Origin of the sequence: Bacillus sp. ISL-47 (assembly GCF_018613175.1) — a bacterium.
In the GTDB taxonomy this organism is placed as follows: domain Bacteria; phylum Bacillota; class Bacilli; order Bacillales; family Cytobacillaceae; genus Cytobacillus.
In genome coordinates this window covers 42,040-64,079 of the sequence record NZ_JAGGQS010000059.1, presented here as the reverse complement: position 1 = coordinate 64,079, position 22,040 = coordinate 42,040, and the positions used below count along the sequence as shown (strand labels likewise).

Here is a 22,040-nt window from a genome sequence, read left to right as displayed (position 1 = left end):
GAATAAAAAATACATTTGTAGATTATTTTTCCATCAGAGAGATTTATAGGATAAAAAAAGCAAAGTACACGAGGTACTTTGCTTTGGATTTTAAAGTGCTGGATGCTCATGCTTGGCTTTAATTTTTTTCCATCTATATTCAATTTCTTCTTCAAGTTCATTGAGAAGCATTTTGTTTTCTTCTTTCAATAAATGCTTTGTTTTGCCCATATAATTTAGCCACTCAGACAACTCAACTCGTTTATTCTTATCCTCTGGATTATAAGTTATGGTTGTAACCCCATTCTCTACTTCATAAAGAGGGAAGAAGCAAGAGTTGACAGCAGCTTCCAGGATTTTTTCACCATATCGTTCTTCTGACTTCCAATTAAGCGGGCAGGTTATCAATATCTTCCCGTACACTGTACCCACATTCTGGGCGTACCATTGTGCCTTTGCAGCCTTCTTGATTAAATCCTGCGGGAATGCTTCGCTCCCGGTAAAAACATATGGAATATTCGTGGACGCCATAATTTGTGCTGTATCCTTATGGTGGAAGCTCTTCCCTTTTTGAGTGCGGCCTACATTGCTTGTACTTGTCATATGGCCCTTAGGTGTTGAATAGGACAATTGTGAACCAGTATTCATATAGCCTTCGTTATCATATTCAAGCATAATCAATTTATGATTGCGAAGAGCCGTGCCAATTGCGGAACCCATACCAATATCCATGCCTCCATCTCCGGTTACCATCACAAAGGTGGCATCATCTGAAACATCAATTTCACCTCGTTCTTTTAATTCCATAAAGGCTTCCAGTGTTCCAGATAACGTAGCAGCCCCGTTTTGGAAGAGATTATGAATCATCGTTTGCTTATGGGATGAATAAGGATAGGAGGTAGTCGTTACATAAGCACATCCCGTTTGGAACAAGACAACTATATCCCCTTCAATCCCTTTAAAGAATAATTCCAATCCTGTAAAAATTCCGCAGCCCGGGCAAGCTCCATGCCCTGAAGCAATTCGCTTCGGTTTTGAAGCAAGCGCACGAAGGGGTGGTATTTTAACTTTTAATTTATTGGTTTCAGGGTCTTTTTCCGTTTTAATCAATCCAGTATTATATACATCTCCATGCTGCGGAGTGATTACTGGCAGCAGCTTTTGCTCTTTCTTGCCGGGAATATGGCCATAATAATCAAATGCTTTTTCGGCATAGCCCTGTTCTTTGGCCTCCATTGCAGCTGAGAAAAATACCTCTGCATCATCAGCATAGAAATCCTTTCCTCCTAGGCCAAAGACTCTGCTTAACACAATGGTTTGATTTTCAGGATCTTCCTGCAATGCTGATTTTACTTCGTGTGTAAGATTTGGTCCATGGCCGCCATAAGAATCTGCCCGCTCCCCAATCAAAAGGGCTTTTACATTCTTTAAAGCCTTGCGGATTTCCTCTGATGGGAATGGACGGATAATATTGGGACTAATCACACCTGCTTTAATACCTTTCCTGCGAAGACTGTCAACCGTATCTTTTGCTGTTTCTGCAGCTGAATTTAGCAGGAACAGTGCAACCTCTGCATCTTCCATTCCATATAAATCGAGTACAGGGTAGTCCCGGCCGGATAGTTTGGCATATTCTTCGGCCGCTTCTTTAAACACTTCACCAGCCGCATACATCGCTTCTGACTGCTGGTAATGATTGTTGATTAAATCGTCCCCATTCATGTGGGCACCGATTGTAACCGGCTTTTTAGGATCTCTGGCAAAGTTATAATCTGTCGGGCATTCACCTACAAACTTCTGTACAATTTTGCGGTCTTTAAAATAATTTACTTTCCTTTTTTGATGGGAGGTGAAAAAGCCATCATAAGCAACAATTACAGGCAGGCGAACTTTTGAATGCTCAGCAATTTTAAGCGCCAATATGTTCATATCATACACTGCCTGAGGGGTTTTGGCCGTTAAAATAACCCAGCCCGCATTCAGTGCAAAATACAAATCGGAATGATCCCCTCTAATGTCCAATGGACCGCTGATTGAACGGGTTACAAGGTTCATGACCATCGGAAAGCGGGTTCCTGCCTGAACGGGTAGCTGTTCAAGCATATACATTAAACCATTGGCACTTGTCGCATTAAATACACGTGCACCTGTGGCTGCAGCTCCATAGCAAATACCTGCAGAGCCATGCTCGCCATCTGCGGGAATCAGTTTAATATCATGTTCCCCTCTTGCCTTCATCTGATCAAGGTATTGTGCAACTTCAGTTGAAGGAGTGATCGGAAAATAGCCCATAATGTGATAATTAATCTGTGCTGCTGCCATCGCAGCCATTTCATTTCCCGATTCGAAAGTAGTCAGCTGTTCAGCTGCCTTCATTGTTTTCAGGTTGTCTTCTAAAATTGCCATTACAATATCCCCCCTGCTGCATAAGGAAAGTTTTGCTTTACCCTATGGGCATCCGCAAACCCTATCGTTTCCCGCATTTCACTAAGAGCACTTGTCGGGCAAGCCTCAACACATTTCAAGCAGCCTTTACAGTACTGATAGTCGATACCCTGCAGGAACATTTGCTTCCTGCCTTTTTTGTCTTCCCCCTCCTGCCATACAAAGCAAAAGTCCGGGCAAACTGTATCGCAGGCTGCACAGTTGATGCATTGCTCCTGCTCAAATTGCGGCAGAAACCCCTGCCTTGAACCGCTTAGATCTTTCAGAATACTATTTGCCTGTGCAGTGATCACTCCACCGATTTCCTGGGTTTCAAAGCCCAGCTGAGGTGCTGTTCTATGAAACTCTTTCCCCTCAGCATGATCAGGAGCTTCATAGGTTTTGAACTTCACCTCATTAAATCCTCTTTCGAAGGTACGGATATTGGGCTCCACAAGGTGCGGATATTTTTTCTCAAAGGTTTTGCGGATAACCATTTTCATTGACTCCGGATCAAGGAAATCGCAAATTCTAAAAAGTGCTCCGAGCATCGCAGTATTTACTTTTGTTTTTTCTTCTACTGCAATCTGCAGGGCATCCACAATGGCAAGTGTTCCATATTCCAGTTTCAAATCTTTTTTAATATCATCAAATTCTCTGGCCGAATTAACAAGCAGAATACCGTCAGGCTCCATACCGCTGACAACATTCACCATTTTATATAATGCTTCGTGGAAAACTCCGATTACGTGAGGCTGCTCAATTGGGCTGTGTGCCCGTATTTCTGTATCACCTTCGCAAAATCTTACAAATGCTTTTACAGGTGAGCCTTTTTTTTCAGATCCGTAAGATGAAAAGTTGGACCCATTCAGTCCAAGCCCCAAAACACCAGCCTCCGCGAGCATTTTACCTGCAAGATTGGCACCAAGGCCGCCAATCGACTCCAGCCTTATTTCATAAAATCCTAATTCATTTGATTTAGGTAAGATTGACATGTTCTCCCCCCTCATATGGTAAACGGTTAAAACACCGTAAAGTTATCCCCTAAAGCAATTCTAAAAGAACTATTTCCATTTATCTGTGACAAATGTTATATTTCACAGAAAAAATTTGAAACAGAATTGAGAAATTCAATTGGAACGTTATAATATATGAGACGAATCCGCTTTCATAATTATATAACAGACTACATATTGTGATATAACAGTTTGAACAAGCGGTTTTTGTTTTACTTTATTTGTAAATCCCACCTTCTTTTTACACGAGAAAAGCAGTTTACTTCATGTTAAAGTGGGTAAAGAAATAGAGAGTTTTTTGGGGGTCTTTAATAGAGGAGGATTTATGAAACAACGTGATTATTATTTCGACAATGCCAAATTTATTTTAATTTTCTTTGTCGTATTCGGACATTTGCTCCGCTCTTTTATTGAAGATAATGAAACGATTTACACCATTTATAAGGTCATTTACACCTTTCATATGCCGGCATTTATATTAGTTTCAGGTTTTTTTGCAAAAGGGTTCTATAAAAAAGGATATATAAAGAAGATTGCAAAAAAGTTAATTTTGCCGTATATCATATTTCAGGTTATTTATTCGGTTTTCTATTACTTTTTATATAATAAAGGAACGTTTGAGATGGATCCGTTCAACCCGCATTGGTCTTTATGGTTTCTGATCAGCATGTTCTGCTGGAATATTATGCTCCTTTTCTTTGCCAAGCATAAAGCAGTTTATTCATTGACAGGCGCTCTGCTGATTGGCCTTGCTGTCGGTTATGCCGACTGGATCTCAAACTATTTAAGTTTATCAAGGACTTTTGTTTTCTTTCCTTTATTTTTACTAGGGTATTATTTAAAGAAAGAGCACTTCTATGCCCTGATTAAACCAAAGTTCAGAATTAGTGCCTTATTTGTATTTGCGGTTGTCTTTACCGGATTCTACTTTTATCCGGATATTGATTATAAATGGCTCCTTGGGTCCAAGCCATATACAGAAATGGGCGCAGCTTCCATTGGAGCAGTATTTACCAGACTGGGATTCTATATCCTTAGCTTAGTCATGGTATTTAGCTTTTACTCCATCGTACCCCAGAAACAGTACTTCTTTACAAACCTGGGGAAGAATACACTTTATGTCTACCTGCTGCACGGTTTTTTTGTACGTGTATTCAGGGAAAGCGATGTACAAAACTACTTTAACAAACCGGAAACCTTCCTGCTGCTCGCAGGTATTTCGTTATTGCTGACTCTGCTTCTTTCAAGCAAGCTGATTACATCATTTGCTCAGCCCATAATTGAACTTAAGACCTCTCAGCTTAAGAAGCTGAAAGATAGAACAAGAGCATATGTCCGATTTTATCGTAAAAAGCTCACAAACTAAGAAAGAATCGGCCATTTTTAAAGTGGCCGATTCTTTCTTATTGCATATCCATTGACCAAAGCTGATTAAGGCCTTATAATAAGTAAATATGTCAGATAGCTTTGTTCGGGACGTTTCGACGCATGCACGTCCTTGAAGCAACCGACAAAAGAAAAAACAGGGTTAGAAGCAAACAAGATCATACTATCATGTCTCAGTAGCTCAGCTGGATAGAGCAACAGCCTCCTAAGCTGTAGGTCGTGAGTTCGAATCTCGCCTGGGACGCTGCTTAGAAAACGCCAACCTTTACAAGGGTTGGCGTTTTTTCATCCCTCTTTTTTACAATAGTTAAATAGATCTTTACATGCATTTATCACTAGTATAAAACTTGCATGCTATCTTATTTGTAGTGGGGATAGCATGCGGGGCTATCATCGCGCTTGGCGAAGGCGGAGCCAAGTGCTTTTGTTTTTCTCTTGAAAAATGTCTCTATTATCATTTAATACTTGGTACAGCATTGAACTGACAATGTTTTACTTCCTTTTATTAAGGCAAAAATATGATACAATAATATGATGTTTAAGTTGCAAATAAAGGGAGTTTAAAAATAAATGAAAGTAATTGCGAGTACACTGAATGCCAAATATATTCATACAAATATAGCCATACGTTATTTGAAAGCATATGCTGAACCAGATTTTAATGTGGAAATGGCTGAGTATACCATAAAAGATCCTGTTATGAATATTGTTACAGATCTTATCCGCAAAAAGCCGGCCGTGATCGGTTTCAGCTGTTATATCTGGAATATTGAAGAAACGATCAAGGTTATTAAAATGATTAAAAAGATTGACCCTTCCATTCATATTGTAGCGGGAGGGCCTGAGGTGACTTATGATGTTGCCGAATGGATGGAGAATGTTAAAGAGTTCGATTACATCGTTATTGGCGAGGGTGAACAAACTTTTAAGCAACTATTAACAGAATTGGATAGCGGCATGAATATGGACAACGTACATGGCCTCGCTTTCAGAAAAAATGGCCAGGTGCACATTAATCCTCAGCGAAACAAGCTTGATCTGCGTGAGCTGCCTTCTCCATTCCGTTTTGAAGAAGATATTCCATATCTATCAAAGCGCGTTACTTATATAGAAACAAGCCGAGGATGTCCCTTCAGCTGCCAGTTCTGCCTTTCCTCTATAGAAGTTGGTGTTCGCTATTTTGACAGAGAAAAGATTAAGGAAGACATCAGATATTTAATGAAAAACGGAGCGAAAACCATTAAATTTGTCGACCGGACTTTCAATATCAGCCGCAGCTATGCTTTGGAGATGTTCCAGTTTCTGATTGATGAGCATCTGCCCGGAACTGTATTTCAGTTTGAAATCACTGCTGATATCATGCGGCCTGAAGTGATTGAGTTTTTAAATAAGGAAGCACCTCCGGGACTGTTCCGTTTTGAAATTGGCGTACAGTCAACAAACGACTATACAAATGAACTTGTAATGAGAAAGCAAAACTTTGATAAGCTTTGCAGGACGGTTACAATGGTTAAAGACGGAGGAAAAATTGACCAGCATCTTGATTTAATTGCCGGTTTGCCAGAGGAAGATTATCATTCCTTCAAGAAAACATTCAATGATGTATTTGCGATGCGTCCTGAAGAGCTTCAGCTTGGATTTTTAAAAATGCTGCGGGGCACAGGGCTCAGACTAAGGGCTGAGGACCATCAATATATCTATATGGACCATTCACCATACGAAATACTGGGGAATAATGTTCTATCTTTTGATGACATAATCCGTATTAAACAGGTTGAGGACGTACTGGAGAAATACTGGAATGACCACAGGATGGATGCCACCATCGAATATTTGGTCACAAAAGTTTTCCCAACGCCTTTCGATTTCTTCCAGGAGTTCGGCAGCTATTGGGAGCTAAAAGGCTGGTCCAGAATCGGGCATCAGCTCGAGGATCTTTTCAGGCGCCTGTTTGAATTCCTGCAATCCATCCACATCGCGGACTTGGATATTGTTGAAGGCCTAATGAAGTATGATTATATTTCCAAGCAAAAATACAAGCCTCGGAAGCCATGGTGGCAGGCAAGCTTTGAAAGAGCAGATAGATCAAAGATTTATCAGCATTTGCTCGAACACCCAGCACAGCTTGGAGAGCATTTCTCCAGCCTAAAGCTGAACGAAAAGGATATATACAAACACACATTGCTTGAAAAATTGTCTTTTGATATAGAGAAGTATTTAGGTGAAGGAAAACTCGAAAGGCAAGAAACTGCCCTTCTTGCCTATTTTGATTCGAGTTCAGAAAAGGTGTCCATCTTTTTTGGATCTCTTAAATTATAGGTCCTGTTAACCTTGACTTTTGACTTCCGCTGCAAACACTCTCTTTCTGCGGGGTTCCCTTTGGGTACGCTGCTCCCAAATATGAATAAGCATTTGTGAATTAACCTCGAACAAAGGAAGTAAGGATGCATCCTTGGGGAGTCTCGCGGCTGCCGCTCCTATTAACGTGCTAAGTTAATCTTTAAGTTTTAAACATAGTCAATAATAAGAACAGCAAAAAACCGGCCTCTTCGCCGGTTTTTCTAGCATTTATCATTATTTTTTTTCTTATTTTTTTCCCGGTTCATAAAAGGCAGTTCATATAATTTATTTGCATTTATATCGCCAAACTCCATGCCAAATTCAACATTGGAAGAATCGCTTTGCTTGGCGTTCTTTAGCTTTTTTTTCTCCACTAGGATCTTCCCTCTCTCCCATGTTTGGAGTTGCGGTTTGCATTTTTCATTGGGTTTTCGCCCTGGCTGAATTCCGCCGAAAATTCCGATTCCTGCAAGTTTTTCTTAGGTGTTTTGCTATATTTCTCAACCGCATTATATTCAGCTTTGCGTTTAGCCATCCTAATCTCCTCCTGGAAAGAAAATTTACTTTTATATTTTTCGTAAAAAAACGGGTTTCATTCCTAAATTCATTTTCCTTATTTTACTGCTGAAAAAATTCAATAAAATAACACACTCAGTAAAAAATAAGTAAAAAAGGAATGAGCCGCTATGACAAAAAAGAACAGTAAAAACAAGAAGAACATTGGTATTGATGAGACACTTCCACACCAAATTGAGGCACCAAGCTTTAAGGACACTGGCATGGAGCTGCAGCCGCCGTTTGAGAATTCGTTCGGCGTTACGATCGGGGACAGTTTTTACTCCTCAGACAGCTCGCCTCTGGAAAAATGGAGCGATGAAACAGATCCTGCAGTAATGGCTGGCGATGAATGGGTTCATCCGACCAATGATATTGGCTGGAACACAACTGAAAACAAAGAACTGCTTGAAAGCAAAAAACCGCCTCAAGGGTATCCTTTCATGCACCCGACAAAGGATGTCAGCCGCGGTACTGATTAAGCAATAAATATAAAAGCAGCCCGGAAAAGCTCTTCCGGGCTGCTTTTTTTAGCCAATAATAACTCGTTCTTTTGGATAGTGAAAATTAGGCTGCTTTTCTTTCCCGCCAATAATATATAAGAATGAAGTCAGCCCTATCCTTCCGATAAACATTAATGCCATAATAATGCATTTTCCAATATTTGATAATTCCGGGGTTATCCCCATTGATAAGCCTGTTGTTCCGAAGGCAGAACAAACCTCAAATATTATCTCTATGATGTGATGATCTTGTTCAGTAATACTGAGGGTCACAACAGAGATAAAGCACATCCCTACTGCAAGCAAGGTGATTGCCAGCGATTTAAGAATATCGTCCTCGTGAATTTCCCGCTTAAAAACTTTAATATCACGATTCCCCTTGGCAAAGTGATAAATGAACAAAATATTTACTGCAAATGTAGTCGTTCTTATTCCTCCTCCAACCGAGCTAGGAGACGCTCCGATAAACATCAGAATACTCATTACAAGAAGCGTAGGCATAGAAAATTCACTCACATCCATAGTTGAAAGTCCGCCGCTTCTTGTCGTAGCTGATTGAAAAAACGCGTAAAAAAAGCTTTCATGCCAGCTCATACTCTTAAAGTAATGGCCGTATTCAAACAATAGCAGGATAACAGTACCGATTACTAAAAGAACAGCATACGTAACAGTTGTCAGCTTAGCAAATAAGGAAAAACGGAACGGTTGTTCATTATCCCATTTATTTCTGAACAAATAAGCCTTTGTTTCAATAAGAACCGGGAAGCCGATAGCCCCTAATGTAATTAAAATGATATGAATGAGCTGGACAAAGTAATCGCCAGCATAAGGCTGCAGAGATGCACCTGTTATATCCATCCCTCCGTTGGTTGTTGCACTTACAGAGGCAAATAGAGCATGGAGAAAGGCTTCCTCCCACGTGGGATAATATTTTAGAAAATGGAAGCCAAGAATTAAAGCACCCAGCGCCTCGATCACTAGGATGATTTTTATAATTTCCCTAATTAAGTTAACAAGTCCTGAAAGTGCATACTGATTATGATCCACCATGATCAGGCGCCGGCCCCGCAAACCAATTTTTCGGCCAAGCAATAGCCAAAAAAAGGTGCCCAAGGCCATAATTCCTATTCCGCCAAACTGCAAAATAAACATGATAACAAAATAGCCGAAAACGCTATAAGTTTCTGAAATATTAACCACAGTCAGCCCTGTTACACTTACCGCGCTGACTGCAGTAAAAACTGTGTCGATAAACGCGATTTCAACACCTGGTTTATGTACACCAGGTATTCTTAATAATAGAACTGATACAGAGACTGCCAATAAATAATAGCCTGATATTACTTGGGCAGGTGTTAGTTTATCCAGCCAGAGTCTAAAGTCTTTCCACATATTGTACCTGTCCCTTTCGAAATTTTTCCTAACCCTTATCATAATGAATATACCCTGTTTTTTAAAGGGATATAAGATAATTCGCAGGAAGTTTTTTATTTTTATATAATGGAAACAAAATAAATCAGGAGGTATTACATGTTATTGCCTGATCTTGCTGAGAAGATTATTGCTGAAGTACGTAAATTTCTTCATGAAGATATTATTGTTGCCAATACATCTGGAGTGATCATTGCTGGTACAGATCCAAGAAGAATCGGCACCTTACACGAGGGTGCATTCATTACGGCGAAAAATAAAGATAAGATGATTATCACAAAGGATGATCAATCAAGACTCCAGGGGGTAAAGGCGGGCATTAACCTTCCGATCTTTTTTAAGGGAGAAACTGCTGGAGTCATAGGAATTACCGGGGATCCCGATAAGATTTCTCCATTCGGGGAAATCATCCGTAAAATGACAGAGTTATTTATAAGCGAAAGCTATTATGCAGAGCAGCTGGATTGGCAGGCCAGAGCGCTGGAAGGCTTTATGTTTGACTGGCTTCAGTCAAAAGAATGGGATCCCTCTTTTAGAGAGCGCGCACATTTGCTTAAAATTAACCTGTCTATAAATAGACAAGTTTCCATTGCTGAATTTAAAGAAAATCCATTACTGATGCATAGGGACCTCTGGAATAGGATCCTGTCTTGGAATGAAGCCAGCGAGCAGGATTTAATCATTCGCTGGGGAAATGACAGAATTGTATTATTATCTGGAGTATCCATTTCGAACAATGATCTCACTTCAAAGGATAAAGTCATTCGCTTCCATCGGTTTTTAGAGAGCCTGCTATCTGTACAGGTTTGTATAGGCACCGGTAAACCGATGTCCCCTTCAAATTTGCCCGATGCATTCAGGCAAGCAGAAAGGGCTTTAAAAATAGCAAAAGACCGGGATAAAATAATATTCGACGAAGATTTGACAATGGAGATGATATTTGAGGACCTTTCAGCTGAAACAAAAATTGATTTTATTGATAGAACGGTTGGATCTATAATGACTGAAAAGGATTTACTGTTAACACTACAGGAATTATTTAAACAAAATCACTCCTTGAAAAATACAGCTGAGGCGCTTCACATACATATTAATACACTTCACTATCGGCTTAAGAAAATCTATGAGTTATCAGGGTTAAATACCTCAGATCTTGATGATTTAATAAAATTGTATCTAGCTATAAGACTTTTAGAGGAAGGTACAAAAAACAGCTGACATCTTTGTCATTTTTCATATATTTATCCATAGCAGGGGTTCCCTGCTTTTTTTATACTGAATTATATAGAGAAACTTTACAGTTCCGAGCGTATAAAACTAAAGGGAGAGGTATTTAAATGATTGAAAGACAGATTAAAGAAAGATTAACAGCCATTGTTGGGACTGAAAACTATGACGACTCAAAAGCAGGCCGGCTGGTTTATTCATATGATGCAACTCCGAACTTTCAAGCGATGCCTGATGCTGTCATAAGTCCTCGAAATGCTCAGGAAATTGCTGAAGTCGTAAAAATCTGCAACAGCAGCAGCATACCCATCGTGCCTAGAGGGTCTGGCACCAACCTTTGTGCAGGAACTTGTCCAACTGAGGGGGGAATTGTTCTCCTTTTCAGGCATATGAACAGAATTCTTGAAATAGATGAAGAGAACCTCACTGTAACGGTGCAGCCAGGTGCTATTACCTTGGATATGATTAACCAGGCAGAAGCAAGAGGGCTTTTTTATCCTCCTGACCCGAGTTCAATGAAAATTAGCACGATCGGCGGAAACATCAACGAAAATTCTGGCGGGCTGCGCGGCTTAAAATATGGGGTAACCAGGGATTATGTAATGGGGCTTGAAGCTGTGCTGGCTAATGGAGACATCATCAAAACAGGCGGAAAGCTTGCAAAGGATGTGGCAGGCTATGATTTCACCCGCTTATTAGTCGGTTCTGAAGGGACTCTGGGAATTATTACGGAAGCAACCTTAAAATTAATACCGCTGCCTGAAACAAAAAAGACCATGCTGGCACTATATCAGGACTTAGAGGCTGCGGCCAAGTCAGTATCTAAAATCATTTCACAAAAAATAATTCCGGCAACACTGGAATTTTTAGATCAGCCTACATTAAAAGTAGTGGAGGACTTTGCTCAAATTGGATTGCCAACAGACGTTCAAGCAGTCCTTTTGATTGAACAGGACGGTCCTCTTGAGGTTGTAGAAAGAGATGTGCAGAAAATGGCTAAAATCTGCAAAGAGCAAGGAGCTGTTTCAGTCCAGGTGGCTCAATCCGAAATAGAGGCTGAAGCGTTGAGAACTGCACGCCGGGCTGCTTTATCAGCCCTAGCCCGGCTAAAACCGACAACCATTCTCGAAGATGCGACAGTCCCAAGATCGGAAATCGCCAAAATGGTTAAAGCCATAAATGAAATCTCAGATAAATATAGGCTATCTATCTGCACTTTCGGCCACGCAGGCGATGGAAACCTGCATCCAACCTGCCCTGCAGATGCCAGAGATCACGACGAAATGGAGCGAGTAGAGAAAGCATTTGAAGAGATTTTCATCAAAGCTATTGAACTTGGCGGTACGATAACAGGTGAACATGGAGTGGGCGTTATGAAAGCACCTTATCTTGAACTCAAACTTGGCCAAGAAGGAATTGCAGCGATGAAGGCTGTAAAGGCTGCCCTTGACCCAAATAATATCTTGAATCCCGGCAAGGTATTTGCCAAGGATAGCAGAAAACGAGTGGTGGTTACAAAATGACGACGGCAAAAGAACAAACAATCATTCAGGAAGAATTTAAGAACCGCATGAATGAGGATGAGCTATTAAATTGTATGCGCTGTGGGTTTTGCCTTCCTTCCTGCCCTACTTATGTTGAGTCCGGTTTTAAAGAAACACATTCCCCGAGAGGCAGGATTGCCCTGATGAAAGCTGTAGCGGATGGACTGATTGAACCTGATGAAGATGTTGAGCGCTCACTTGACCTTTGTCTTGGCTGCCGCGCATGTGAACCTGTATGCCCATCAGGTGTGAAATATGGCCATCTGCTGGAGGAAGCCAGAGATATTATAAATCAGAATAAAAAACACTCACTCGCCGCAAAAGCAGTCCGGAATCTTGTTTTCAATGAGCTCTTCCCCCATCAGAACCGGATGCGGGCGGCTACAGGGCTTTTGGGTTTCTATCAGCGGTCAGGGCTCCAATCATTCGCTAGAAAAACAGGAATGCTTAAATGGCTGCCGGAAAATCTCGCGGCGATGGAAAAAGTGCTGCCTGAAGTTCCTACTATGAAAGAACTGAAAAATAGATCTTCCTATCTTTCAGCCTCAGGTGTTCCCAAAAAGACAGCCGCTTTTTTTACCGGCTGTTTGATGGATACTATGTTTATGAAAACCAATCATGCAACATTGAGGCTTCTTCAGCTCGCTGGCTGTGAAATGATTATCCCGGAAGATCAGGCGTGCTGCGGAGCGCTTCATGGACATAGCGGTGAAAAGCAATCTGCCAAAGAGCTTGCAAAAAGGAATATCGAAGCTTTTGAAAAGCTGGATGTGGATTATATTATAACTAATGCTGGCGGCTGCGGGGCTTTCCTTATTGATTATGGACATCTTCTCCAGGATGATCCGCAATGGGCTGACAGGGCTAGGGATTTTTCTGCAAAGCTAAAGGATATCAGCGAGGTTCTCTATGAACTTGACTTCCATAAGAATGTTAAGCTTGAACTCCCAAGCCAGGTGATTACCTATCAGGATTCTTGCCATCTGCGGAACGTTATGAAGACCGACAAAGCTCCCCGCACCCTGCTAAAAGCAATCAGAGGGATTGAGTTTACAGAGATGAAGGATTCTGACAGATGCTGCGGTTCTGCTGGCATTTATAATATTGTCGAATCTGAGATGTCTATGCAAATACTTGATCATAAAATGGTACATGCAAAATCATCAAACGCTGCAGCCATTGTTACCGCTAATCCTGGCTGTCTTTTGCAAATGAAGCTTGGTATTGAACGTGAAGGGCTAACCGGCAAGGTTAATGCGGTCCATATAGCAGATGTTCTTTTAGAAGCGGCAGGCGAAAAATAGAAAAGCTGTTTATGCCGAAATATTACCACTTATGAAACTCCCCTTTTTATTCATACTACAAATACAGAGGCAATAGAAAACTCTGTAGACCAATAAAAAGGAGTTGAATACGATGGCAAGAAGCAGCAATAAACTATTAGTTCCTGGAATCGAGCAATACATGGACCAGGTAAAATATGAAATTGCCCAGGAATTTGGTGTTCAATTAGGCTCTGATACAGTATCCCGGGCAAACGGATCTGTGGGCGGAGAAATTACTAAGAGACTTGTTCAGCAAGCTCAGGCTCAAATGTCCGGCCAAAACAATCAATAAAAACTTCATATAAATGGAAAAAAGTCCGGAGAATTCCGGACTTTACTTTTTACCATGATTATCTTTTTCTTTATCTTTTTGTTGTTTCTCAGGGTTATTCCCGTTTCCGTTATTTTCGTTATGTTTGGACCGTTCGTTTTGTTTATTTTTTTTTTCGTCATTTCCTTTTTTACTGTTTGCTTTGCTTTTATACTCTAAATCATTATTCCCATTATTACTTCTGCTGGTATTTTGCTTACTTTCCTGCTTCTCATTTTTCTTTGTCTGTCCCGGAGCAGCTGTCTTTTCTTTCTTTTCATTCAGCTTTCCCTCATTTACTGCAGGTTTTTCCTGCTTCTTTAATTGGCCAGGCGGAATTTCAGCAGGTTTCTTACTATTGTTAGAGATGCTGTTTTTCTCTTTTGGCTGATTGGCAGACGCCGGTTTATCTTTTTCTGATGGCTTCTTACTGTCAGCCTTTAATTTATTTTCTTTATATACCCCAGTTGTCAGCCCTTTTTCAATTGCCGTATTTCTATCTTCTTCACTTGCTTCAAATAACGTAACTTCTAGCTGCTCTTTTTGTGCAGCTTTTTTTATTTCTATTAACTCTGCCTGCAAGCGGTCATCCTCTTCTATTTTCTCCTCTGTATAAACGGCTGCAATAACAATCTCTTTATTTTCCCCCAAGTAGCCCTGGTCCTTTAATTGAAAGAGGATCTTGTCTGTTACAGACTGGATGTCTTCCTTTTTCCAGTCTTGAATCTTTTGGATAATGCGCTCTCCATCTTCATTGTAAGGCACGAGCTCGATTACCTGATACTTCTCATTGACCCCTAATTCAATGCTTGGATTAACGTCAATCGACATGTAGGCATAAACTTCATTGCTTTGATAAAAAGGCAGAAAAGAAACGACTGCTAACATGATCGCAAAAGCTGCTGCAAACACGGCCTTACCTCTAAATACATTAAAAATAGATAGAGAAGATGACTTTTTTCCGCTTTTTTGTTCGATTGGGAAGAAATCAATTTCCTGTCCAATTACGTATGCCCGATCCTGTTTACGAGCACGCAGAAATTCTCCTTCCGGGGTTAACAGCGTTAAAAAACGTTCGTTAATTTCCATAATAATACCTGTTTTCACGTTTCCAACACCCCTTTGATATAATCCTTTAAATAAACATAATCACCAGCTAATATAAGTGAGATGGCAATTATGTACTTTCTGTTTCTCTCTATTGTCTTCCTGCTAAGCGATACATACCCTTCCAACTGCTTAATCGGAAGCCGTTTCTTTTCAAGAAGGATGGTTTTAAGTTCATCATTTTCAACGAGAATCCCGGCAACAGCCATTGCATTTTTCCGTGCATCAGCATGTTTCGGCGACTGCTCAATCAGGTCGGCGAAGGAAAGATCAAATTGCTGAAGAATTTGGGTAAACTGGAGGATTTCTTCTCTTCTGAGCTCCTCATCCGTTTTCTTCCTGAAGTCTTCAATAGACAATTCATCTTCAATCGTTGAACCTGCTGTTTCGTCTTCATCCAAATTTGCCCCTCCATTAAAACTAAGGTTTTGATATTTGGATTGTTTGCGAATATAATCAATCACTCGTCTTTTTATCAGTACTTCTGAAAAACTGATCAGTGAACTGCCTTTATCCTGACTATATTTTTGGATCGCCTCATTAAAAGCAATGAGGCCAATGCTAAATTCATCATCAGATTCATGAATATATCTCTTGCAAACCGACGAAACTGTTTTAGCAATAAACGGCTTATACGACTCGATTAGCTCATTATGTAATACTGTATCCCCCTGCTGTATTAACTCTACCGTTTCTTCCAGCGTTCTTTTACGCTTTTTCGCCATGAACAATAAACTTAGCATTAGCCTCACCTCTTTTCAAAACACATTATATCATACGATGTCCAGACTGTTTTTTTAAGGGTGGCTATAGGATAAGGAAAAGAAAGCCTCCATGTGCTTTCTTTTCCTTTTTGTTCATGCTTTTATTGCTTGTTTCCTTTGTTCTCTTTCCCTTGGCCCTTAGCTTCTTCTGCTTTTTCTTTCCCTTTGCTGCCATTGCTCTTTGCTTCATCTTGTTTTGCTTGGACTTTTTTAGCTTGCTGTTCCTTTGCCGCTTTTTTAGCTGCTTCGCGTGCTTCTTTTTCTGCTTTTCTAGCCTCTGCACGAGCTTGCTTGGCTTCTTCTCTCTTTTTAGCTTCTAGAGCTTTTTCTTCAGCATGGGCTTGTTTCTTTTCAGCCTTAGCAGCATCCTTTTCTGCTTTTGATACCTTTACTGGTGCAACAACAGTTTCTTCCTCTTCAGTGACTGTCTCTTCAGTTACTGTTTCTTCTGTTTCAGTATCAACTGCAACATCATCTGTTGCTGGTTCTTCAACTGTTACCGGCTCTTCTTCCGTTACTTCTTCTGACTCTTCTTCTATTTTTGCTAACTTATCAGCCCATTTTTTAGTGAACTTTGCAATATTCTTTTCCATTGCCAGAATCGCAGGGTGATTTTCATCAAATCTTTCTGTAAATTTAGCCAAATTTGCTTTGAGGGAAATAATATTCTGAGCAAGAATCTCTTTAACCTCTTCCACTGAATCTTCTTCTGCAACTACTTCATCATCTAAAGCAACATCTTCTTCAACTGTTTCATCTTCTGCAACTGCAACATCTTCTTCAACTGCAACATCTTCTTCAACTGTTTCATCTTCATCAGCTGGTTCATCTTCATTAGCTGGTTCGTCTTCTTTATTTTCATCATCAGAATTTTCTTCGTCTGATTTTGGTTCTTCGCTGTCTGACTCTTTCTCATCATCAACAATGCTATCTGCATTTTCAATATGTTCTAATGCTTTTTCTATTGCTTCAAGAGCTTCTTCTTCTTTGCCTTCAGCAAAAAGGGCTTCTGCTTCTGCTAGACGCTCAGCAGCATATGTAGCGAGTAACTTAGCTTCTTTTACTTCATCAAAAGTAAGGGCAAGCTTAATTTTTTCCAATGTAAGCTTCGCAAAGTAGAAGAAGCTTCCAGGTAATAGGGATGGAGTTTCAGCTTCAATCTCTTCCAGCTGTCCTTCCGCTTTTTCTATTGCTTCAGCTGCGTCAGTTTCAGTTACAGTCGTAACCTCTGCTTCTGCTGCAGTTTCGCTATTTAACTCAACTGTCTCAAGATTAGTTTCATTATTATTTTCATTTGCAAATGCACTTGTAGCTGAGAATGTGAATGTACCTGCAATTACTAATGCCAGTGTACTTTTAGCGATTTTATTCATTTCTTTATTGGATAAAAATTTCAATGTCTTTCACCTCATGATTTTTTTAAGCGGCCCGCTTTATTCATTACAAGTGTACGGAAGTGGGAGGGGTGTTTGTGGGGGTGTTAAAAATTTTTATTTTTTAAAAATAGGATCTGTTAAAGCTCATTGTTAATTTGGCACCTCTGTTGATCGAACCGTCTGGAGAGCGAGATCCTCGGGCTGCCCGCGGTTCGCTGAGCTTCTGGAGTGAACTCAATAGGCAAATTTAACAGAGCCCAAATATAAAAAAGCTTTAACAGCACCTCTGTGAATGGTGTGTTAAAGCCCTTAATTAGGATTGGCCTTCCAGCCTTAATTTTGGACAGGATCCTTCCTCCATCTTAAAAGAATCCATCTAATGATAAACCCTGTTAATAGACCTGGAATAACAAAAAGCATAGGCAGAAAGACTGGTCCAAATCGTATACCAAAGATGGTAAGCTTGGTTGAGTACATTAGGCCTACAGTTACAAAATAAGCACCGAACACAAATGGAAGAAAAGATAATTGTTCTTTTTCTGGCATTGCACTTCGGTAAGCATCCCACATCGCAAACATATACAGACAAGGATAAAACATAAGCCATTGAAAATTAAGTACATGTTCAGCCTTGTCAATTTCCCACATAAAACTGTACATAATGGCGGAATTAAAATGACTGTATACATTTATGATAAATTCAAGAGCGACAAATAAGGTTCCTTTCCAAAGCTGCCCAATTAATAATTGGCTAAAACCGGGCAAGGCAATGCTCCATAAAACCGCTTCTAGTTTACTGAGTTTTTTCATTCATTTATCACCAGCTACAAGTCGATAGTATTATTGTGCTCTTTTCATAAGCCAATTATCTGTTTTATTTCCAATTATTTTCCTAAAAGCGTATTGACAAGTATTATGCCATTATAAAGAAAAATCATTCATGTAGTAGCTAGTAACAAATGAGGTGTTATTTTACCGGATAATCATGTATATACCGGACTATTGGATTGATTTACCGGTCACAAACTGCTTCAAAAAAAAAAGCCCCTTTCAGTTGAAGAGGCCACTTAAAAAGTCCTTTAAGGACAGCCTTTGTTAAACTAGCCAGTTGATTTCCACTCCAGGATGCTCAGCGAACTGCGGGGCGTGCGGTGAGCCTCCTCGGCGCTTAAGCGCCTGTGGGGTCACCTGTCCCTCTCCTCCCGCAGGACTTTGAATAAGCATCCTCGAATATTCACCGCACGAAGAAAATGCGAATGCATTTTCGAGGATCACGCACCTTCCGCTCCAATCAACCTAGTGCTACTTAACTAATTCATTCAGGTCTCCCCAGAAAAACCAAAAAATCCAAATGAAAGGGGGCTTGTTATTATCGAGATTCTTCCTCCCGGTCCTGATTTTTTTGTTCTTTTTCTTCCTCTTTTACAATTTTCAATAGTTCTTCTAGCATAGCCGCCATATCGTTTCTGCTGTATGGCCGAGTCTCCGCAGCGGGAAGCTGTTTGCTATCCTGTTCTGAATCTCTTTCTTGCCGTTCTTCGCGTTCCACCCTTTCTTCAAGCAAATACGCCGGCACTAAATGGCCTTCAGGTGTCGCATACATTTTATTTAATCGTCTTGTATCTTTGTCAAAGAAGCTGTATACAACTGGTATGACAAACAATGTAAGGAAGGTACTGCTGATTAAACCGCCTATGACAGTGATTCCCATTGGCTGGTTGATTTCTGTTCCTTCACCAATTCCCAAGGCAAGAGGAACCAAACCAAGAATAGTTGTTAAAGCTGTCATAAGGATTGGCCTTGCCCGGTCTTTCACTGATACAACAATGGCATCATAGGTCTTAAGGCCACTTTCTTTCTTTTGATTAATATAGTCTACAATGACAATCGCATTATTGACTACAATACCTGCAAGTACAATAATCCCAATGATTGCCGTTAAGCTAATTGGTGTGCGAGTTGCTGTCAGAGCGACGGCCACACCAATAATCATAAGAGGAACAGTAAACATTATCACAAACGGATATTTCAATGACTCAAACTGAGCTGCCATGACAAGGTAAATAAATACGATTGCCAGGATAAAGGCCAGTGCCATGTCATCAATAGAGGATTCAAGCAACTCCCGGTCCCCGCTAAATACAACTTCTGTTTCTTCAGGCAGTTCGAGATCGGCAATTTCTTTATCCACCTCTTTTGAAATGGCCCCCATATTTGTCGAGGATTTATATTTCAACGTGAATTGGACAGCATCCTGCTGGTTGATCCTCTGGATATTGACCGGCCCTTCTCCCCGCTCAATATTCGTTACTTCATCTAAAGCAACATAATTACCATCTGTTTTTTTAATAAGCAACGTCTTCAGGTTATCGATATCCTGTGTTATTTCTTTATCATATTCAACAAATACGCCATAAATATTGTTTTCATCATCTATCATTTGTGTTGCACGATTGCCGCGCGTCACATCATTTACGGCCATAGCGATTTGAGCAGGAGCCAAACCTTGCTCCAGCGCCTTTTCGCGGTCCACCGTTATTTGGATTTCCTCAACGGTATCCATAAGATCAGTAGTCAATTCTGTAACATCGTCAAGGTCTTTTAAGGCACTATATATTTTGTTTACATTCTCATTTAAGCGATTTGGATTCGTATCCCTCACACTAAAGGTTAAAGTATTTGGTGCAGTTCCTGATGAGGACTGCATATTGAATGAAAGGTCTGCACTTTCATTTACTTTGGATGCTGCTTTTTCCAAATCCTTTTTCACATCGTCAACAAATTCAAATGTTGATCTATCGCGCTCATCCAATTCTTTCATTTTAATATAGAGCTCCGCAATATTGGCATTCGTAGAGCCGCGGAAGGAACCCTCCTGTGTGGTTCCAATCAGGCTGACATATGTATCAACCTCATCCTCATCCTTTATTGCTTCCTCTACAGCATCAATGACTTTCTCTGTTTCGGACAAAGCTGTTCCGTTTTCAAGTTCCATACGGACAGTAAAAAATCCTTCATCCGTATTAGGAAGAAACTGCGTTCCGACTGTTGTTAATCCAAAGCTTCCTGCTGCCAAGAGCAACATTGTAATCGCAATAACCACAGCGCGGTTCCGCAATGACCATTTGATGGATCTTTCAAGTAAACGCATTAAGCCAGATTCCTGCCTTTTAGCTTCAAGGTTCGTTTTAGGCGCTTTAAGTAAACGGCTGGCAAGCGTAGGGACAACCGTTAGAGCCACTACTAAAGAAGCAAAGAGGCTAAAGGAGATGGTCAGCGCAAATTCTGTAAACAATTCCCCAATGATTCCTGTTATAAAGACAACAGGAAGGAACACGGCAACAGTAGTCAAAGTAGAAGCAGTGATTGCAGAGCCAACTTCTTTCGCGCCATCGCTTGCGGCCGTTTTCGGATCCTTCCCCATAGATAAATGTCGGTAAATATTTTCGATAACCACGATTGCGTTATCGACAAGCATTCCGATTCCAAGCGCCAAACCGCCTAAAGTCATAATATTCAATGTGAAATCTGAAAAGTACATCAGGACAAACGTAAAAATAACTGAATAAGGAATAGATATGCCAATGATTAGCGGACTTTTAACATTTTTCAAAAAGAAAAAGAGCACAATCATGGCAAAAAGTCCGCCCAGAAGCAGCGAGTTAGAAATATTCCCTATTGCCAAATTGATGTAATCTCCCTGGTCAAAAAGGACTTCAGAATCAATGCCTTCATATTGTTCCTGATCCAAAAGATCATCCAGTTTCTTAATAAACTCTTCTGAAACTTCTGCTGTATTTGCATCAGATTGCTGAAGAACACTTAATAAAACAGATGGTGACTGATTAGTCCGCGTAATCGTTCTATCGTCCTGATTGGTTAATTGTACCTCCGCTATATCCTGCAGACTTACTTTATCACCAGTAGCAGGATTAACAGTAACAGTAAGTTCTTTCAATATATCAAGTGAATCTAAACTGCTGATGATTCTTGTGGTCAGCTCTTTACCTTCTGTTAATACCGGATCACCTGGCATGGAAATATTATTTGACTGAATAACATCAACAACATCAGCCTGGCTTAGTTTGTAATCTTTTAATTTTTCCTGGTCAAGCTCCACCCGGACTTCTTTAATGGCTGTACCTGACATATTGACACTGGCCACACCTTCAACCTTCGTCAATTCCAGGTTCAGTTCCTCAGCAAGTTTTCTTAAAGTCTGGGATTCTTCATCCGCACTCAAAGATAATTGAATAATAGGAAACTGTGATGGATCAAATTTCATAAACCGCGGATCATCTGCATCTTCCGGCAGCTGTGTTTGATCCAGCCTTTGGATGACCTCACTTTGGGTTTCATCAATATCCGTTGTCCATGAAAACTGCATTAAGATAAAATTGGCGCTTTCCTGCGAGGTGGAGGTCAGCGTTTTAATTCCCGGCAATGTAGCCAAGTTTTCTTCCAATGGCTTCGTTACTTTTTCAACAACCTCCTCAGGGCTTGCCCCCGGGTAGGAAGTAACAACGACACCAACTGGCGGATTGATATCAGGTATGAGTTTTAATGGAATATTTAAAAGGGACACAACCCCTAAAATAAGTACTAAAAACATCGATACCAATGTAAAAATTGGCCTTCTTATAGAAAAATCACTTATACGCACTCATGCTGCTCCTTTCGTTGGCACTAGCTAAATGACAGTACCCGCTGCCTGTACGGATCCTGTTTAGTGAATTTCGGATTTTACGATTTA

Annotated in this window: 17 protein-coding genes and 1 tRNA gene; 8 read left to right on the top strand and 10 right to left on the bottom strand. The window is 40.4% G+C overall.

The features are described 5' to 3' along the window. Positions 1 to 90 precede the first annotated feature (90 nt). Both J7I93_RS19980 and J7I93_RS19975 read right to left on the bottom strand, forming a co-directional pair. Positions 91 to 2,385 (bottom strand): thiamine pyrophosphate-dependent enzyme, encoded by a 2,295-nt coding sequence (locus tag J7I93_RS19980; RefSeq protein WP_214727852.1) that lies wholly within the window; start codon positions 2,383 to 2,385, stop codon positions 91 to 93. Further along, complete coding sequence (locus tag J7I93_RS19975) at positions 2,385 to 3,398, bottom strand: 2-oxoacid:acceptor oxidoreductase family protein (protein ID WP_214727850.1); 1,014 nt, start codon at positions 3,396 to 3,398, stop codon at positions 2,385 to 2,387. Before J7I93_RS19975 ends, J7I93_RS19980 begins: the two co-directional genes overlap by 1 nt. Before the next feature lie 346 nt (positions 3,399 to 3,744). On the opposite strand from J7I93_RS19975, the gene J7I93_RS19970 reads away from it, so the two are divergent. The 3 genes from J7I93_RS19970 (at position 3,745) to J7I93_RS19960 (ending at position 7,124) form a co-directional block, all read left to right on the top strand. Continuing rightward, entirely contained in the window at positions 3,745 to 4,785 is a 1,041-nt protein-coding gene (locus tag J7I93_RS19970; protein ID WP_214727847.1) for an acyltransferase family protein, read from the top strand. A gap of 190 nt (positions 4,786 to 4,975) precedes the next feature. Further along, positions 4,976 to 5,049 (top strand) — tRNA-Arg (locus J7I93_RS19965). Positions 5,050 to 5,375: 326 nt separating this feature from the next. After that, positions 5,376 to 7,124, top strand: coding sequence for a B12-binding domain-containing radical SAM protein (locus J7I93_RS19960; RefSeq protein WP_214727845.1), 1,749 nt, complete (start codon positions 5,376 to 5,378; stop codon positions 7,122 to 7,124). Between the two features lie 242 nt (positions 7,125 to 7,366). Here the strand turns inward: J7I93_RS19960 and J7I93_RS19955 are convergent, their stop codons facing one another. Both J7I93_RS19955 and J7I93_RS19950 read right to left on the bottom strand, forming a co-directional pair. Further along, positions 7,367 to 7,519, bottom strand: coding sequence for a hypothetical protein (locus J7I93_RS19955; protein ID WP_214727843.1), 153 nt, complete (start codon positions 7,517 to 7,519; stop codon positions 7,367 to 7,369). Further along, positions 7,519 to 7,680, bottom strand: coding sequence for a hypothetical protein (locus J7I93_RS19950; RefSeq protein WP_214727841.1), 162 nt, complete (start codon positions 7,678 to 7,680; stop codon positions 7,519 to 7,521). The genes J7I93_RS19955 and J7I93_RS19950 overlap by 1 nt, the downstream gene beginning before the upstream one ends. A 151-nt stretch (positions 7,681 to 7,831) precedes the next feature. On the opposite strand from J7I93_RS19950, the gene J7I93_RS19945 reads away from it, so the two are divergent. Beyond that, positions 7,832 to 8,182: a DUF3905 domain-containing protein gene (locus tag J7I93_RS19945; protein WP_214727839.1), complete on the top strand. Its 351-nt coding sequence runs from the start codon at positions 7,832 to 7,834 to the stop codon at positions 8,180 to 8,182. A gap of 48 nt (positions 8,183 to 8,230) precedes the next feature. On the opposite strand, the gene J7I93_RS19940 is transcribed toward J7I93_RS19945, so the two are convergent. Further along, the gene (locus tag J7I93_RS19940) at positions 8,231 to 9,595 is read right to left on the bottom strand and encodes a TrkH family potassium uptake protein (protein WP_214727837.1); all 1,365 of its coding nucleotides are present in this window, start codon (positions 9,593 to 9,595) and stop codon (positions 8,231 to 8,233) included. Between the two features lie 138 nt (positions 9,596 to 9,733). Between J7I93_RS19940 and J7I93_RS19935 the strand changes: the two genes are divergently transcribed. From J7I93_RS19935 to J7I93_RS19920, 4 genes are all read left to right on the top strand, one after another. Beyond that, a complete protein-coding gene (locus J7I93_RS19935; RefSeq protein ID WP_214727835.1) occupies positions 9,734 to 10,852 on the top strand; it encodes a CdaR family transcriptional regulator in 1,119 nt (372 codons plus the stop codon). A gap of 119 nt (positions 10,853 to 10,971) precedes the next feature. Further along, a complete protein-coding gene (glcD, locus tag J7I93_RS19930) occupies positions 10,972 to 12,384 on the top strand; it encodes a glycolate oxidase subunit GlcD (protein WP_214727832.1) in 1,413 nt (470 codons plus the stop codon). Then, positions 12,381 to 13,709: a (Fe-S)-binding protein gene (locus J7I93_RS19925; protein ID WP_214727830.1), complete on the top strand. Its 1,329-nt coding sequence runs from the start codon at positions 12,381 to 12,383 to the stop codon at positions 13,707 to 13,709. Before glcD ends, J7I93_RS19925 begins: the two co-directional genes overlap by 4 nt. A gap of 112 nt (positions 13,710 to 13,821) precedes the next feature. Continuing rightward, a complete protein-coding gene (locus tag J7I93_RS19920) occupies positions 13,822 to 14,022 on the top strand; it encodes an alpha/beta-type small acid-soluble spore protein (protein WP_009331086.1) in 201 nt (66 codons plus the stop codon). Between the two features lie 42 nt (positions 14,023 to 14,064). Here J7I93_RS19920 and J7I93_RS19915 read toward each other — a convergent pair whose 3' ends face one another. The 5 genes from J7I93_RS19915 to J7I93_RS19895 all read right to left on the bottom strand — a co-directional run bounded on the left by J7I93_RS19915 (position 14,065) and on the right by J7I93_RS19895 (position 21,950). Then, the gene (locus tag J7I93_RS19915; protein WP_214727828.1) at positions 14,065 to 15,147 is read right to left on the bottom strand and encodes an anti-sigma factor domain-containing protein; all 1,083 of its coding nucleotides are present in this window, start codon (positions 15,145 to 15,147) and stop codon (positions 14,065 to 14,067) included. Further along, a complete protein-coding gene (sigI, locus tag J7I93_RS19910) occupies positions 15,144 to 15,890 on the bottom strand; it encodes an RNA polymerase sigma factor SigI (RefSeq protein WP_214727826.1) in 747 nt (248 codons plus the stop codon). The genes J7I93_RS19915 and sigI overlap by 4 nt, the downstream gene beginning before the upstream one ends. 122 nt (positions 15,891 to 16,012) lie before the next feature. Beyond that, the gene (locus tag J7I93_RS19905; protein WP_214727824.1) at positions 16,013 to 17,308 is read right to left on the bottom strand and encodes a DUF5667 domain-containing protein; all 1,296 of its coding nucleotides are present in this window, start codon (positions 17,306 to 17,308) and stop codon (positions 16,013 to 16,015) included. A 312-nt stretch (positions 17,309 to 17,620) separates the two neighbouring features. Continuing rightward, on the bottom strand, positions 17,621 to 18,097 hold the full coding sequence (locus J7I93_RS19900) for a hypothetical protein (RefSeq protein WP_214727822.1): 477 nt from the start codon (positions 18,095 to 18,097) through the stop codon (positions 17,621 to 17,623). A gap of 559 nt (positions 18,098 to 18,656) precedes the next feature. Beyond that, positions 18,657 to 21,950 carry an efflux RND transporter permease subunit gene (locus tag J7I93_RS19895; RefSeq protein ID WP_214727820.1) on the bottom strand — a complete coding sequence of 1,098 codons (3,294 nt, stop codon included), beginning with the start codon at positions 21,948 to 21,950 and terminating at the stop codon, positions 18,657 to 18,659. Positions 21,951 to 22,040 lie beyond the last annotated feature (90 nt).

Coding starts and splice junctions, on each gene's coding strand:
- J7I93_RS19980 (WP_214727852.1), bottom strand. CDS start 2,385: ATGGCAATTTTAGAAGACAACCTGAAAACAATGAAGGCAGCTGAACAG.
- J7I93_RS19975 (WP_214727850.1), bottom strand. CDS start 3,398: ATGTCAATCTTACCTAAATCAAATGAATTAGGATTTTATGAAATAAGG.
- J7I93_RS19970 (WP_214727847.1), top strand. CDS start 3,745: ATGAAACAACGTGATTATTATTTCGACAATGCCAAATTTATTTTAATT.
- J7I93_RS19960 (WP_214727845.1), top strand. CDS start 5,376: ATGAAAGTAATTGCGAGTACACTGAATGCCAAATATATTCATACAAAT.
- J7I93_RS19950 (WP_214727841.1), bottom strand. CDS start 7,680: ATGGCTAAACGCAAAGCTGAATATAATGCGGTTGAGAAATATAGCAAA.
- J7I93_RS19945 (WP_214727839.1), top strand. CDS start 7,832: ATGACAAAAAAGAACAGTAAAAACAAGAAGAACATTGGTATTGATGAG.
- J7I93_RS19940 (WP_214727837.1), bottom strand. CDS start 9,595: ATGTGGAAAGACTTTAGACTCTGGCTGGATAAACTAACACCTGCCCAA.
- J7I93_RS19935 (WP_214727835.1), top strand. CDS start 9,734: ATGTTATTGCCTGATCTTGCTGAGAAGATTATTGCTGAAGTACGTAAA.
- glcD (WP_214727832.1), top strand. CDS start 10,972: ATGATTGAAAGACAGATTAAAGAAAGATTAACAGCCATTGTTGGGACT.
- J7I93_RS19925 (WP_214727830.1), top strand. CDS start 12,381: ATGACGACGGCAAAAGAACAAACAATCATTCAGGAAGAATTTAAGAAC.
- J7I93_RS19920 (WP_009331086.1), top strand. CDS start 13,822: ATGGCAAGAAGCAGCAATAAACTATTAGTTCCTGGAATCGAGCAATAC.
- sigI (WP_214727826.1), bottom strand. CDS start 15,890: ATGCTAAGTTTATTGTTCATGGCGAAAAAGCGTAAAAGAACGCTGGAA.
- J7I93_RS19900 (WP_214727822.1), bottom strand. CDS start 18,097: ATGAAAAAACTCAGTAAACTAGAAGCGGTTTTATGGAGCATTGCCTTG.